Source organism: Tersicoccus mangrovi (assembly GCF_036881825.1).
GTDB lineage: Bacteria > Actinomycetota > Actinomycetes > Actinomycetales > Micrococcaceae > Tersicoccus > Tersicoccus mangrovi.
Map to the genome: position 1 here is coordinate 229,276 of NZ_JBAJMW010000001.1, position 13,673 is coordinate 242,948.

At 69.7% G+C, this 13,673-nt stretch carries 20 protein-coding genes; 1 reads left to right on the forward strand and 19 read right to left on the reverse strand.

From position 1 onward, the window contains the following. Positions 1 to 212 precede the first annotated feature (212 nt). A complete protein-coding gene (mscL, locus tag V6N00_RS01080) occupies positions 213 to 614 on the forward strand; it encodes a large conductance mechanosensitive channel protein MscL (RefSeq protein WP_334230240.1) in 402 nt (133 codons plus the stop codon). 75 nt (positions 615 to 689) lie between these two features. On the opposite strand, the gene glmM is transcribed toward mscL, so the two are convergent. The 19 genes from glmM to rpsH form a co-directional block, all read right to left on the reverse strand. Beyond that, positions 690 to 2,051, reverse strand: coding sequence for a phosphoglucosamine mutase (gene glmM, locus V6N00_RS01085; RefSeq protein ID WP_334230241.1), 1,362 nt, complete (start codon positions 2,049 to 2,051; stop codon positions 690 to 692). Between the two features lie 192 nt (positions 2,052 to 2,243). Beyond that, complete coding sequence (gene rpsI, locus V6N00_RS01090) at positions 2,244 to 2,750, reverse strand: 30S ribosomal protein S9 (protein WP_334230242.1); 507 nt, start codon at positions 2,748 to 2,750, stop codon at positions 2,244 to 2,246. Between the two features lie 31 nt (positions 2,751 to 2,781). Next, positions 2,782 to 3,225, reverse strand: a complete 444-nt coding sequence (rplM, locus tag V6N00_RS01095) for a 50S ribosomal protein L13 (protein WP_334230243.1) — start codon at positions 3,223 to 3,225, stop codon at positions 2,782 to 2,784. 222 nt (positions 3,226 to 3,447) lie between these two features. Continuing rightward, positions 3,448 to 4,401, reverse strand: a complete 954-nt coding sequence (locus V6N00_RS01100; protein ID WP_334230244.1) for a tRNA pseudouridine synthase A — start codon at positions 4,399 to 4,401, stop codon at positions 3,448 to 3,450. Positions 4,402 to 4,496: 95 nt separating this feature from the next. Then, positions 4,497 to 5,072 (reverse strand): 50S ribosomal protein L17, encoded by a 576-nt coding sequence (rplQ, locus tag V6N00_RS01105; protein WP_334230245.1) that lies wholly within the window; start codon positions 5,070 to 5,072, stop codon positions 4,497 to 4,499. A gap of 26 nt (positions 5,073 to 5,098) precedes the next feature. Next, positions 5,099 to 6,106: a DNA-directed RNA polymerase subunit alpha gene (locus tag V6N00_RS01110; RefSeq protein WP_334230246.1), complete on the reverse strand. Its 1,008-nt coding sequence runs from the start codon at positions 6,104 to 6,106 to the stop codon at positions 5,099 to 5,101. Positions 6,107 to 6,267: 161 nt separating this feature from the next. Then, the gene (gene rpsK / locus V6N00_RS01115; protein ID WP_076693531.1) at positions 6,268 to 6,669 is read right to left on the reverse strand and encodes a 30S ribosomal protein S11; all 402 of its coding nucleotides are present in this window, start codon (positions 6,667 to 6,669) and stop codon (positions 6,268 to 6,270) included. 49 nt (positions 6,670 to 6,718) lie between these two features. Then, the gene (gene rpsM / locus V6N00_RS01120) at positions 6,719 to 7,093 is read right to left on the reverse strand and encodes a 30S ribosomal protein S13 (RefSeq protein ID WP_076693530.1); all 375 of its coding nucleotides are present in this window, start codon (positions 7,091 to 7,093) and stop codon (positions 6,719 to 6,721) included. A gap of 194 nt (positions 7,094 to 7,287) precedes the next feature. Beyond that, positions 7,288 to 7,401, reverse strand: a complete 114-nt coding sequence (gene rpmJ, locus V6N00_RS01125) for a 50S ribosomal protein L36 (RefSeq protein ID WP_017833320.1) — start codon at positions 7,399 to 7,401, stop codon at positions 7,288 to 7,290. A 15-nt stretch (positions 7,402 to 7,416) separates the two neighbouring features. After that, a complete protein-coding gene (infA, locus tag V6N00_RS01130; protein ID WP_076693529.1) occupies positions 7,417 to 7,638 on the reverse strand; it encodes a translation initiation factor IF-1 in 222 nt (73 codons plus the stop codon). 237 nt (positions 7,639 to 7,875) lie between these two features. Next, entirely contained in the window at positions 7,876 to 8,703 is an 828-nt protein-coding gene (map, locus tag V6N00_RS01135; protein ID WP_334230247.1) for a type I methionyl aminopeptidase, read from the reverse strand. A gap of 2 nt (positions 8,704 to 8,705) precedes the next feature. Further along, positions 8,706 to 9,281, reverse strand: coding sequence for an adenylate kinase (locus V6N00_RS01140; RefSeq protein ID WP_334230725.1), 576 nt, complete (start codon positions 9,279 to 9,281; stop codon positions 8,706 to 8,708). Between the two features lie 53 nt (positions 9,282 to 9,334). Further along, positions 9,335 to 10,645: a preprotein translocase subunit SecY gene (gene secY, locus V6N00_RS01145; protein WP_334230248.1), complete on the reverse strand. Its 1,311-nt coding sequence runs from the start codon at positions 10,643 to 10,645 to the stop codon at positions 9,335 to 9,337. Positions 10,646 to 10,844: 199 nt separating this feature from the next. Continuing rightward, complete coding sequence (gene rplO, locus V6N00_RS01150) at positions 10,845 to 11,348, reverse strand: 50S ribosomal protein L15 (RefSeq protein WP_416385019.1); 504 nt, start codon at positions 11,346 to 11,348, stop codon at positions 10,845 to 10,847. 2 nt (positions 11,349 to 11,350) lie between these two features. Further along, positions 11,351 to 11,551, reverse strand: a complete 201-nt coding sequence (rpmD, locus tag V6N00_RS01155; RefSeq protein WP_188667249.1) for a 50S ribosomal protein L30 — start codon at positions 11,549 to 11,551, stop codon at positions 11,351 to 11,353. A 2-nt stretch (positions 11,552 to 11,553) separates the two neighbouring features. After that, positions 11,554 to 12,303 (reverse strand): 30S ribosomal protein S5, encoded by a 750-nt coding sequence (gene rpsE / locus V6N00_RS01160; RefSeq protein ID WP_334230249.1) that lies wholly within the window; start codon positions 12,301 to 12,303, stop codon positions 11,554 to 11,556. After that, a complete protein-coding gene (gene rplR / locus V6N00_RS01165; protein WP_334230250.1) occupies positions 12,300 to 12,683 on the reverse strand; it encodes a 50S ribosomal protein L18 in 384 nt (127 codons plus the stop codon). Before rplR ends, rpsE begins: the two co-directional genes overlap by 4 nt. Positions 12,684 to 12,685: 2 nt before the next feature. Next, positions 12,686 to 13,222 (reverse strand): 50S ribosomal protein L6, encoded by a 537-nt coding sequence (gene rplF / locus V6N00_RS01170; protein ID WP_334230251.1) that lies wholly within the window; start codon positions 13,220 to 13,222, stop codon positions 12,686 to 12,688. Positions 13,223 to 13,252: 30 nt separating this feature from the next. Continuing rightward, positions 13,253 to 13,651 carry a 30S ribosomal protein S8 gene (gene rpsH, locus V6N00_RS01175; protein ID WP_076693524.1) on the reverse strand — a complete coding sequence of 133 codons (399 nt, stop codon included), beginning with the start codon at positions 13,649 to 13,651 and terminating at the stop codon, positions 13,253 to 13,255. Between the last annotated feature and the right edge of the window lie 22 nt (positions 13,652 to 13,673).

Genomic DNA, 13,673 nt, shown 5'->3' on the forward strand with positions numbered 1-13,673 from the left:
CGACGACCACCCCACCGGCCACCGGTCTCCCGTCACGGCGGATCCCGACGCCTCCCTCCTTCACTCCCATCCGCCCGGACCGAGGCGGCGACCGGATCCCGCCGGACCCGAACCCGACCCGCTGAGTAACTTTCCTGCGAAACGGGAACTCTTCACACGCCTGACACGTTCTGGTGCTTTCGCCGCGCCTGATCCCGGGCTAGCCTGCTGCCATGTTGCAGGGATTCAAGCAGTTCATCATGAAGGGCAACGTGCTGGACCTCGCCGTTGCCGTGATCATCGGAGCGGCGTTCTCCCAGATCGTCAACGCCCTCGTCCAGGACGTGCTGATGCCGCTGATCGCGGCGATCTTCCAGTCTCCCAACTTCGACAGTTTCGCCCTCGTCACCATCAATGGCAACGACGTCAAGTTCGGCGTCCTGCTGACCGCGATCGTCAACTTCCTTCTCGTCGCGGCCGCCGTCTACTTCGCCATCGTCCTGCCCATGAACACGATGATCGAGCGGCGCAACCGCCGGCTCGGGATCGTCCCGGAGGACGCACCCGCCGACCCGCAGGTGCAGCTGCTCACGGAGATCCGCGACTCGCTCGCGGCCGGGCGCCCACAGGCCTGATCCTTCCCCTCCGACCACTGAGGCCCGCTCCCGGATCATCCGGGGGCGGGCCTCATGACGTGAACGGCGGTGTGCTCAGACCTTCTCCGCCAGCGCCAGGCTGTCGCGGACGGCCGCCGCGAGGGACTCGGCCTCGGTCCGGGCGGTGTCCATGTCGGCCGCCTCGACCATGACCCGGACGACGGGCTCGGTGCCGGAGGGCCGCAGCAGGACGCGTCCGGTCTCGCCGAGGCGCTCCTCGGTCGCGGCGATCACGGCCTGCAGTTCGGTGTGAGTGGACGTACGGGACTTGTCCACGTCCTTGACGTTGATCAGCACCTGCGGCAGCCGCGTCATCTGGGCGGCGAGGGCGGAGAGCGGCTGGCCGGTCGCGGCGACCTGGGCCGCCAGCTGGAGGCCGGTCAGCACGCCGTCGCCCGTGGTGGCGTGGTCGGCGAAGATGACGTGCCCGGACTGCTCGCCGCCGAGTGTGTAGCCGCCTTCGCGCATGCGCTCGAGCACGTAGCGGTCGCCGACGCCGGTCTCCTCGATCCGGATACCGGCGTCGCGCAGGGCGAGCTTGAGGCCGAGGTTGCTCATCACGGTCGCCACCAGCACGTCGTCGCGCAGGCCGTCGCGGCTCTTGAGGGCGAGAGCCAGGATGGCCATGATCTGGTCGCCGTCCACGGTCTCCCCGTGCTCGTCGACCGCGAGGCAGCGGTCCGCGTCGCCGTCATGGGCGATGCCGAGGTCGGCGCCGTGGGCGATGACCGCGTCACGGAGGGCGCCGAGATGGGTCGAGCCGACGCCGTCGTTGATGTTGATGCCGTCCGGCTCGGCGCCGATGACGACCACGCGGGCCCCGGCATCGGTGAAGGCCTGAGGCGAGCAACCGCTCGCTGCCCCGTTGGCGCAGTCGACGACGACGGTGAGGCCGTCGAGGCGGGCGGGCAGCGTCGCGAGCAGGTGGAGGACGTAGCGGTCCTCGGCGTCGGCGAACCGCTGGACCCGCCCGACGTCGGCGCCGGTCGGACGACGGCGATCGGAGCTGCGGTAGACCGCCTCGATCTCGTCCTCGACGGCGTCGGGCAGCTTCTGGCCACCGCGGGCGAAGAACTTGATGCCGTTGTCCGGCGCGGGGTTGTGGGAGGCGGAGATCATCACGCCGAAGTCCGCGTCGATGTCCGCGACGAGGAAGGCCGCCGCGGGGGTGGGGAGCACGCCCGCGTCGTACACGTCGACGCCCTCGCTCGCCAGGCCCGCCGCGGTCGCGGCCGAGATGAACTCGCCGCTGATCCGGGGGTCGCGGGCGAGCACCGCCCGGGGTCGCACGCCGTGCTCCGTGCGGTCGTGGCCCAGCACCTGCGCCGCCGCCTGAGCGAGCCCGAGGGCCAGCTCCGCCGTCAGCGGGCCGTTGGCCAGGCCGCGTACTCCATCGGTTCCGAACAATCTAGACATCGCCACTCATCATAGCCGGGGGCCGTGCCGCGCCCGGCGCACCGCTCCGGGGACAGTCCCTCGGCGGCCGGCACGACACCGAGGACCTGGAGCCGGGACGCCTGCCGGGAACGCCGAACGGCCGGCCACCCCGGAAGGGGTGACCGGCCGTTCGATGCGCAGCGGCGGGAGGAGCTCCCGGGCCGCGGAGGATCAGCGCTTCGAGTACTGCGGGGCCTTGCGGGCCTTCTTCAGGCCGGCCTTCTTGCGCTCGATGACGCGGGCGTCGCGGGTGAGGAAGCCGGCCTTCTTGAGGGTGGGCCGGTTGTTCTCCCGGTCGATCTCGTTCAGCGCGCGGGCGATGCCGAGGCGCAGCGCACCGGCCTGACCGGAGGCGCCGCCACCGTCGATGCGGGCGATGACGTCGTAGGCGCCCTCGAGCTCGAGGATGCGGAACGGGTCGTTGACTTCCTGCTGGTGCAGCTTGTTCGGGAAGTAGTTCGCCAGTTCACGACCGTTGATCGTCCAGGAACCGCTGCCGGGTACGAGGCGGACGCGCGCGACGGCCTCCTTGCGGCGGCCCACGGCGGAGCCGGGGACGGTCAGGGCCGGGCGGGTGGCGGCGGGGGTCTCGGCGCCTGCGGCCGAGGACTCGCTCGTGTAGCTGGTCAGGGTGTCCTCGCCGTCGGCGGCGAAGGTCTGCTCGTCGTTCTGAGCCACGATTCTCCTTGGTGTTCTTCGGGGCCCGCGACTACTGCGCGACCTGGGTGATGGCGAACGTCTCGGGCTGCTGCGCCGCGTGGGGGTGCTCCGGCCCGACGTAGATCTTCAGCTTCGAGAGCTGCTTGGCGGCCAGCGAGTTCTTCGGCAGCATGCCCTTGACGGCCTTCTCCACCGCGCGAGCCGGGTTCTTCTCCAGCAGCTCGGCGTAGCTGACGGACTTCAGACCGCCCGGGTAGCCGGAGTGACGGTAGGCGCGCTTCTGCTCGGCCTTGGAACCGGTCAGCGCGACCTTGTCGGCGTTGATGATGATGACGAAGTCGCCGGTGTCGACGTGGGGGGCAAAGGTCGGCTTGTGCTTCCCGCGCAGCAGCGTTGCGGTCTGGCTGGCAAGGCGACCCAGGACGACGTCGGTGGCGTCGATGACGTGCCACTTGCGGTCGATGTCACCGGGCTTCGGAGTGTACGTACGCACGTTGTTTGCCTTCGTTTCGATACAGTTCGTGGTGGCGCAACTGTGGACGCGCCGCGGTCGATGCGTCGGGAGACGGTCAGGTGAGGGCTGAGCATCATCCCCTGATCCTCGACCGGCGGATCCCGTCGGCACTGTCCTGCAACGGGACACGACGTGGATACGCGTGATCCGGGCAGGACACGCACAACAGCTTGCAAGACTACCGGGTCAGGACCCTGCGGGTCAAAACGGCTGTCCGTCGCCGTTTCGGGGCCTCGGTTCGAGGGGGTCGCGACGGGCCCGGGTCGCGTCGGCGCGCGCCGCGAGCTCGTGGTCGGCCGGGTAGGCCACCTCCTCGAGTACGAGCGGGTGCGGCGGGGCGAGCCGGATCGAGGAGTCCCGGATCCGCGCGTCGAGCCGTTCGCGCAGCCAGCCGGTGTCCCGCCGACCGTCGCCGGTCTGCAGGGCCGCCCCGACGAGGCCGCGCACCATGTGGTGGCAGAACGCGTCGGCCTCCACGTCGGCGACGACGACGCCGTCGGCCTCCCGCGTGAAGGAGAAGCGGCGCAGATCCCGCACGGTCGTGGCGTGCTCCCGCGGCTTGCAGAAGGAGAGGAAGTCCCCCACCCCGGTCACGGCGTCGGCGGCCGCGTTGAGCGCGTCGACGTCGAGGGGTTCGGGGTGCCAGAGGGTGCTCCCCCGCCGCAGTGGGTCCCGGCCGGCGGCCGGGTCCGCGATCCGGTAGCTGTAGCGCCGCCACAGCGCGGAGAACCGGGCGTCGAAGCCGTCCGGGGCGATCGCGGCGGAATGCACGACGACGGCACCGGCGGCGTGGGGCCCGAGCTCGCCGAGCACCCGGCCGAGCACGCCGCGCAGCCGGCGCAGCAGGGCGTCGGCAGGATCCCCGGTGTCGCGGCGGCGCAGCCCCTCCCACTCGACGGCGGTCACGTCCAGATGCGCGACCTGCCCGCGGGCGTGGACGCCGGCGTCGGTGCGGCCCGCCACGGTCAACCGTGCCGGGCGCCGCAGCACCAGCGCGAGTCCGGCCTCCAGCACACCCTGCACCGTCGGCGCGGAGGGCTGGGTGGCCCAGCCGGCGAAGGGGGCGCCGTCGTAGGCGATGCCGAGCCGGATCCGCAGCAGTGGTTCAGTCGGCGCGGGCACGGCTGGCTCTGGCGGCACGGGCTGCTCGCTCATGGTCTCCTCGGATGCACGGGAAGGGGTGCGTGAACGCACGATGCCCGCCCCCGCGCAGGCGGGGACGGGCATCGGCGTGCGAACACGGACGAGGGTCAGGCCTTCTCGGCGTCGCCCTCGGTCGTGGACTCGGCGTCGGCCTCGGCCGGGGTCGCGGCCTCGGCCGGGGCCTCCTCGGCGGGCGCGGCGGCGGCCACGTCGGCCGTGCTGTCCTCGGCCGGAACCTGGGCGGCGGCCTCAGCCGGAGCCGCGGTGGCACCGGCACGGCGCGTGGCGTTCTCCGCCTCGGCGACGGTGGCCTGGCGAGCGGACACGGGCTCGAGGACGAGCTCGATCACGGCCATCGGCGCGTTGTCACCCTTGCGGGGGCCGATCTTGGTGATGCGGGTGTAACCGCCTTCACGCTGGGCGACGGCCGGGGCGATCTCGGTGAAGAGCTCGTGGACCACGGTCTTGTTGCTGATCACGGCGAGAACCCGGCGACGGGACGCCAGGTCGCCGCGCTTGGCGAAGGTCACCAGGCGCTCGGCGAACGGCCGGAGCCGCTTGGCCTTGGTCACCGTGGTGGTGATCCGGCGGTGCTCGAAGAGCGAGGACGCCAGGTTCGCGAGCATGAGGCGCTCGTGGGCGGGGCCGCCTCCGAGGCGCGGACCCTTGGTGGGGGTGGGCATGATTGTTCTCCTCTAGAAACGGCGGGTCAGAGTTCGTCGTCGCCGTACTCGGCGTCGTCCTCTTCCAGGGCGGCACGGGCAGCCAGGTCGAAGCCTGGGGGCGAGTCCTTCAGCGACAGGCCCAGCTCGAGGAGCTTGGCCTTCACCTCGTCGATGGACTTGGCGCCGAAGTTCCGGATGTCCATCAGGTCCGCCTCGGACCGGGCGACGAGCTCACCCACGCTGTGGATGCCCTCACGCTTGAGGCAGTTGTAGGACCGGACCGTCAGCTCGAGGTCCTCGATCGGCAGCGCCATGTCGGCGGCGAGGGCGGCGTCCGTCGGGGACGGGCCGATCTCGATACCCTCGGCGGCGGTGTTCAGCTCGCGGGCGAGCCCGAACAGCTCCACCAGGGTGGTGCCGGCCGACGCGACGGCGTCGCGCGGGCTGATGGCCGCCTTCGTCTCGACGTCCATGACCAGGCTGTCGAAGTCGGTCCGCTGCTCGACGCGGGTGGCGTCGACGCGGAAGGTGACCTTGAGCACCGGCGAGTAGATCGAGTCGACCGGAATGCGGCCGATCTCGGCGTCGAAGGACTTGTTCTGGGACGCCGAGACGTAACCGCGGCCGCGCTCGATGGTCAGCTCGACCTCGAACTTGCCCTTCTCGTTCAGGGTGGCGATGTGCAGGTCCGGGTTGTGGAACTCCACACCGGCCGGCGGGGCGATGTCCGCGGCGGTGACGACACCCGGGCCCTGCTTGCGCAGGTAGGCGACGACCGGCTCGTCGTGCTCCGAGGAGACCGACAGCTGCTTGATGTTCAGGATGATCTCGGTGACGTCCTCCTTGACACCGGGGACCGTCGTGAACTCGTGCAGCACGCCGTCGATGCGGATGCTGGTGACGGCCGCACCGGGGATGGAGGACAGCAGGGTCCGGCGCAGCGAGTTGCCGAGCGTGTAGCCGAAACCGGGCTCGAGCGGCTCGATGGTGAAACGGGAGCGCGTCTCGGAGACGACTTCTTCCGTGAGAGTGGGGCGCTGTGCAATGAGCACTTCGGAGGTTTCCTTTCAGCGAGCGACCGCTATATGACGCAACACAGTGGTGGAATGACCGGGTCCGGCCACCATCCGGGGCGTCGGCTCACGCCGAGGCCGCCGGTGGTGGCACGACCGAGCGACCGGGCCCGTGGAACGGACCCGGTCGCCGGGGAGGATCAGACGCGGCGGCGCTTCGGGGGGCGGCAGCCGTTGTGGGCGCTCGGGGTGACGTCCTGGATGGTGCCGACCTCCAGGCCGGTCGCCTGCAGCGAGCGGATCGCGGTCTCACGACCAGAGCCCGGGCCCTTGACGAACACGTCGACCTTCTTGACACCGTGCTCCTGCGCGCGCTTGGCGGCCGACTCGGCGGCCATCTGCGCGGCGTAGGGGGTCGACTTCCGGGAACCCTTGAACCCGACCTCGCCGGCCGAGGCCCACGAGATCACGGCACCGGAGGGATCGGTGATCGAGACGATGGTGTTGTTGAAGGTGCTCTTGATGTGCGCCTGACCGAGCGTGATGTTTTTCTTGTCCTTGCGGCGCGGCTTGCGCACCGCCGAGCGGGTCTTCGGGGGCATGTCTACTCTCCTGGGATGGGATCTGCGTTCGCGAGAGGTCCGCTGAGAATCAGCGGGCCTTCTTCTTGCCGGCCACGGTGCGCTTCGGGCCCTTGCGGGTGCGCGCGTTCGTCTTCGTGCGCTGACCGCGCACCGGCAGGCCGCGGCGGTGCCGCAGACCCTCGTAGCTGCCGATCTCGACCTTGCGGCGGATGTCGGCGGCCACCTCGCGGCGGAGATCGCCCTCGACGCGGAAGTTGCCCTCGATGTAGTCGCGCAGCTGCACCAGCTGATCGTCCGTCAGGTCCTTGACCCGGACGTCCGGGCTGATCCCGGTCTCGGCCAGGACCTGGTGCGCACGGGTGCGGCCCACGCCGTAGATGTAGGTCAGCGCGATCTCGACCCGCTTCTCACGGGGAATGTCGACGCCAGCGAGACGTGCCATGTGGCGGTTCTCCTTGGGTTTTCACCGGAGGTCTGAAGCAGTACCGTCCACGGTGTCTCGCCGTGGTCCCCGGCCTCCGGAGCCGGGGGTGTGCGGGCTGATGCCCGCGGTACTGCCTGTCGTGGCCGGCGCCGACGGCGCCGGGGTGGGTGCTGTGCACCCGGTGAGCGGCCCAGGGCCTCCCGTTGAGGAGGTCAGCCCTGGCGCTGCTTGTGGCGTGGGTTCTCGCAGATCACCATGACCCGGCCGTTGCGGCGGATCACCTTGCACTTGTCGCAGATCGGCTTCACGCTCGGTTGGACCTTCATGTCTTTCCTTTGCGTTTACTTGTAGCGGTAGACGATGCGGCCGCGGGACAGGTCGTAGGGAGAGAGCTCCACCACCACCCGGTCCTCGGGGAGGATCCGGATGTAGTGCTGACGCATCTTCCCTGAGATGTGGGCGAGAACGAGGTGACCGTTGGACAACTCCACCCGGAAGGTGGCGTTGGGCAGCGCCTCGGTCACTGTGCCCTCGATCTCGATGACACCGTCTTTCTTGGCCATGAACTCCGCTATCGTTTTCTCGTCCGCCCCGGTCGAGGCGGTGGGACGTTCCCGGAAGTCCGGGCGACTCCTGGACATGCGACCGCCCGTTCCATGCCGGAAGGGGTGAATGCAGGTCCGCACGGAGGGCGCAGACAACCAACAGACAATCCTACGCGCCGATCGACCCGAAGGGAAATCGGTGCGAGGGATGCCACACCGGGACGCGGTCGCCCCCGGGACGGCGGGGCGGTGGCGTCAGGGGGCGACGGGCGTGATGCCGTACGGCGCGAGGCGCGAGGCACCGCCGTCCTCGGCGGTGAGGACCCAGATGCCGTCCTCGTGGCGGGCCACCGAGTGCTCCCAGTGGGCGGCACGGGCGCCGTCGACGGTCACGACGGTCCAGTCGTCCTCGAGCACCGCGGTCTCCAGACCCCCGGCGACGAGCATCGGCTCGATGGCCAGGCACATGCCGGGCCGCACCTTCGGGCCGCGGTCCCGTGCCCGGTAGTTGAGCACGTCCGGCGGCTGGTGCATCGCGGTGCCGATGCCGTGACCGACGTAGTCCTCGAGGATGCCGAACCGCTCCCCCGCCAGTTCGGTGACCCGGTCGTCGATCGCCGCACCGATGTCACCGACCCGGGTGGCCGACGCGAACGCGGCGACACCGGCCCACATGGCCTCCTCGGTCACCCGGGAGAGCTCGACGTCGGCGGGGTCGGCGGTGCCGACGACGACGGTGCGCGCGCTGTCCCCGTGCCAGCCGTCGACGATGGCGCCGCCGTCGATGGAGACGATGTCCCCGTCGGCGAGCCGGAACTCACCGGGGATGCCGTGCACCACCTGCTGGTTGACCGAGATGCACAGGGTGGCGGGGTAGCCGTGATAGCCGAGGAAGTTGGACGTGGCGCCCGCGTCGCGGATCACCGCGGCCGCGGCGGCGTCGATCTCCGCCGTCGTGACCCCGACGCCTGCCACGGCGATCGCGGCGTCCAGCGCGGCGGACGTGACCCGGCCGGCCTCGACCATGCGGGCCATCTGCTCCCGGCTCTTGTACTCGATGCCGTGGCGGACGAAGGGCGACACCGTCAGGCCCGGCGTTCGACGACGCGGGCCATCGCGGTCATCACGCGATCGGTCACCTCGTCGATCCCGCCGATGCCGTCGACCGCGACGAGGATGCCACGGTCGGCGTACTCGTTCACGACCGCGGAGGTCTGCTGCGTGTACAGGTCGAGCCGGTGCCGGATGACGGTCTCGTTGTCGTCCGTGCGGCCCTCCTCGGCGGCGCGGCTGAGCAGCCGGCGCACCAGCTCCTCGTTGTCCGCGGTCAGCTGAAGCACGATGTCCAGGGTCTCGTTGCCGGCCGCGAGGATCGCGTCGAGTTCCTCGACCTGCGCGGTGGTGCGGGGGTAGCCGTCGAGCAGGAACCCTCCGGCAACGTCGGGCTCGGCCAGCCGCTCACGGACCATGTTGTTGGTCACCGAGTCGGGCACGAAGTCGCCCGCGTCCATGTACGCCTTCGCCTCGATCCCCAGCGGGGTTCCGCCCTTGACGTTGGCGCGGAAGATGTCACCGGTGGAGATCGCGACGATGTCGAGCCGCTCGCTGATGCGCGCGGCCTGGGTGCCCTTTCCGGATCCCGGCGGGCCGATGATCAGCATGCGCACGCCCGCGGCCGCCAGGGAATCGGTGTGTGCCTGAACGTCCGTCTGAGTCATCGCAGGAGCCCTTCATAGTGTCGTTGCTGCAGTTGCGCGTCGATCTGCTTGACCGTCTCCAGCCCGACGCCGACGACGATCAGCAGCGACGTGCCACCGAACGGGAAGTTCTGGTTCGCCTGGAACGCGACGAGGGCGATCAGCGGGATCAGCGCGACGAGCGCCAGGTAGATCGCGCCCGGCAGGGTGATCCGCGAGAGCACGTACTGCAGGTACTGCTCGGTCGGACGCCCGGCCCGGATGCCGGGGATGAACCCGCCGTACTTCTTCATGTTGTCGCTCACCTCGGTGGGGTTGAAGGTGATGGACACGTAGAAGTACGTGAAGAAGACGATCAGCAGGGCGTACAGCACCATGTACAGCGGGTGATCACCGCGCGTGAGGTAGTTGTTGATCCACACGACCCAGGCGGCCGGCTCCTGGCCCGCCTTCGGGGTGTTGAACTGGGCGAGCAGGCTCGGCAGGTACAGCATCGAGGACGCGAAGATCACGGGGATCACGCCGGCCATGTTGACCTTGATCGGGATGTACGTCGTCGTGCCGCCCACCGTGCGCCGTCCGACCATCCGCTTGGCGTACTGGACCGGGATGCGGCGCTGGGACTGTTCGACGAAGACGACGGCGGCGACGACCACGAGGCCGAGGACGATGACGAGCAGGAAGGTGCCCCAGCCCTTGGTGGTGAGGATCGCGCCGAGGGAGCTCGGGAAGCCGGCGGCCACGGACGTGAAGATGAGGATCGACATGCCGTTGCCGACGCCCTTCTCCGTCACCAGCTCGCCGAGCCACATGATCAGGCCGGTACCGGCCGTCAGCGTGACGATGAGCAGGATGATCGTGACCGGGTCGTCGTTCGGGATCACCGGGTACGGGCAGTTGTTCAGCAGCGCGCCGGACCGGGCGAGCGTGACGATCGTCGTCGCGTTCAGCACGCCGAGACCGATGGTCAGGTAGCGGGTGTACTGCGTGAGCTTGCCCTGCCCGGTCTGCCCCTCCTCCCACAGCGTCTGGAAGTAGGGGATCACGACGCGCAGCAACTGGATGATGATGCTCGCGGTGATGTACGGCATGATGCCGAGCGCGAAGATCGACACCTGCAGCAGCGCACCGCCGCTGAACAGGTTGACCAGCTGGTAGACGCCGCCCGAGGTGTTGCCGAGGGCGAGGCACTGCTGCACGTTGGCGTAGTCGACGCCCGGGGACGGGATGTAGGCACCCGCCCGGTAGATGGCGATGGCCGCCAGCGTGAACAACAACTTGCGTCGCAGATCGGGCGTCCGGAACGCCCGTCCAAGTGCGCTGAGCAAGTGTCCTCCTGGAAAGTCATGGGGTGGAAGCGGTGACCGCGGGCCACAGCTTGCCAGTGTATCGGTAGTGGATCCGGTGGCGGTGCCGGCCCCGGATGCGACGAACTCCCGGCCGATGGCGAGCCATCGACCGGGAGTTCGTCTCACGGGCTGTCGGTCGGAACCGACGGAGCCGTCACGGGGGTCATGGACCGCCCGGTCAGAGCGCCGTGGTGGAACCGCCGGCGGCGGCGATCTTCTCGATCGCGCTGGCCGAGAACGCGTTCGCGGTGACGTTGACCGCAACGCTGATCTCGCCGGAGCCGAGGACCTTGACCGGCTGGTTCTTGCGGACGGCACCCTTGGCGACCAGGGCGTCGACGTCCACCGTGCCACCGGCCGGGAACAGCTCCGCGAGCTTGTCCAGGTTCACGACCTGGAACTCGACGCGGAACGGGTTCGTGAAGCCGCGCAGCTTCGGCATCCGCATGTGCAGCGGGAGCTGGCCGCCGGCGAAGCCCGGACGGACCTGGTACCGGGCCTTGGTGCCCTTGGTACCGCGACCCGCGGTCTTGCCCTTGGAGCCCTCACCGCGACCGACGCGGGTGCGGGCGGTCTTGGCGCCCGGCGCCGGCCGGAGGTGGTGGACCTTCAGCGCGTGGGTGGACGAGGCGCCCTCGACGGTCTCCTCGTTCGTGTTCGTGTTCGCAGTGTTGTCCGCGATGCTCACTTTGCCTCCTCGACCTTCACCAGGTGCGACACCGTGTGGATCATGCCCAGGGTCACGGCGTCCGCATCACGCTCGACCGTGTGGCCGATGCGCTTGAGGCCGAGCGAACGCAGCGTGTCCCGCTGGTTCTGCTTGCCCCCGATCACGGAGCGGATCTGGGTCACCTTCAGCTTGCCTTCGTACGTCGGCGCAGCCATGGTCACGCACCTGCCTTCTGGATCGACCGCAGCAGCGGGGCGGGGACGACCTGGTCCATGGGCAGGCCACGACGGGCCGCCACGGACTGGGGCTCCTCGAGGCCCTTGAGCGCCTCCACCGTCGCGTGGACGATGTTGATGGCGTTCGAGGAACCCAGCGACTTGGAGAGCACGTCGTGGATACCGGCGCACTCGAGCACGGCGCGCACCGGACCACCGGCGATCACACCGGTACCCGGAGTGGCCGGACGCAGCATGACGACGCCGGCAGCGGCCTCACCCTGCACGCGGTGCGGGATGGTGCGGTCCTCGATGCGGGGGACGCGGAAGAAGGACTTCTTCGCCTCCTCGACGCCCTTGGCGATCGCGGCCGGCACCTCCTTGGCCTTGCCGTAACCGACACCGACCATCCCGTTGCCGTCACCGACGACGACGAGGGCGGTGAAGGAGAACCGGCGGCCACCCTTGACGACCTTGGCGACGCGGTTGATGTTCACGACGCGCTCGAGGAACTTGTCCCGGTCGTCGTCGCGGCCACCACGGCCGCCACGGCCACCGTCACGGCCACCGCGACCACCGTCGCGCCCGCCGCGACCGCCACGGTCACCGCGACCGCCGCGGTCACCACGAGCACTGTCGGCGCGAGCGCCGCTCTCGGTGCGCGCGCTGTCTCCGGTGGCGCCGGCGCTGCCCGTGGCGGGCGCCTCTGCGTTGTTCACCACAGTGTCCTTCTCGTTGTTCTGCTCGCTCACAGTGCCAGCCCCTTCTCGCGGGCGCCCTCGGCGACCGCGGCCACACGGCCGTGGTACTTGTTGCCCGCGCGGTCGAACACGACGCTCGCCACGCCGGCGGCCTGGGCGCGCTCAGCGACCAGTTCGCCGACCCGACGGGCCTTGGCGGTCTTGTCGGCCTCGAGGGACCGCAGGTCGGCCTCGAGGGTCGACGCCGACGCGAGGGTGACCCCGCGGGTGTCGTCGACGACCTGGACGAAGACGTGACGGCTCGAGCGGGTGACGACCAGCCGGGGCCGGACGGTCGTGCCGCTGACGTGCTTGCGGCCACGGACCTGGCGGCGAGCACGGGCAGCGGCCTTGCTCCTGCCCTTGATGACGGAGATCCCGATGGGAGTCATGTTTACTTACCAGCCTTTCCGACCTTGCGGCGGATCTGCTCGCCTGCATACCGGATGCCCTTGCCCTTGTAGGGGTCGGGACGGCGCAGTTTGCGGATGTTCGCAGCGACCTCGCCGACGCGCTGCTTGTCGATGCCGGCGACGGTGAGCCGGTTGGGGCCCTCCACCGTGAAGGTGATGCCGTCGGGGGCCTTGACCGGGACCGGGTGGGAGTACCCCAGCGCGAACTCGAGGTCCGCACCCCGCGCCTGGACGCGGTAGCCGGTGCCGACGATCTCGAGCTTCTTCTCGTAGCCGGCGGTCACGCCGACGATGAGGTTGTTGATCAGGGACCGCGTCAGGCCGTGCAGCGAGCGGGACTCCCGCTCGTCGTTCGGCCGGGAGACGGTCAGAGTGCCCTCGTCCAGCGCGACCTCGATGGGGCTGGCCACGGTGTGGCTCAGCTCGCCCTTGGGGCCCTTGACGCTGACCTGGCTGCCGTCGATGGTGACATCGACACCGGCGGGCACGGCGATCGGGAGACGTCCGATTCGTGACATGGTGCTTCGCTTCCTTTCGTGTGCCCGCGACTACCAGACGTAGGCGAGGACTTCCCCGCCGACGCCCTTCTTGGCAGCCTGCTTGTCGGTCAGCAGACCGGAGGAGGTGGACAGGATCGCGATGCCGAGACCGCCGAGCACGTGCGGCAGGTTCGTGGACTTCGCGTACACCCGGAGACCGGGCTTGGAGATGCGGCGCACTCCGGCGATGGCACGCTCACGGTTCGGGCCGAACTTCAGCGCGATGGTGAGGTTCTTGCCCACGCGGGCATCCTCCTCGGACCATTCGGCGATGTAGCCCTCGGCCTTGAGGATGTCGGCGACGCGGCCCTTGAGCTTGCTGTAGGGCATGGTCACCGAGTCGTGGTGAGCGGAGTTGGCGTTGCGCAGGCGCGTCAGCATGTCTGCGACTGGGTCTGTCATGGTCATTGGGCTGGTGCCCTTCCTCGAC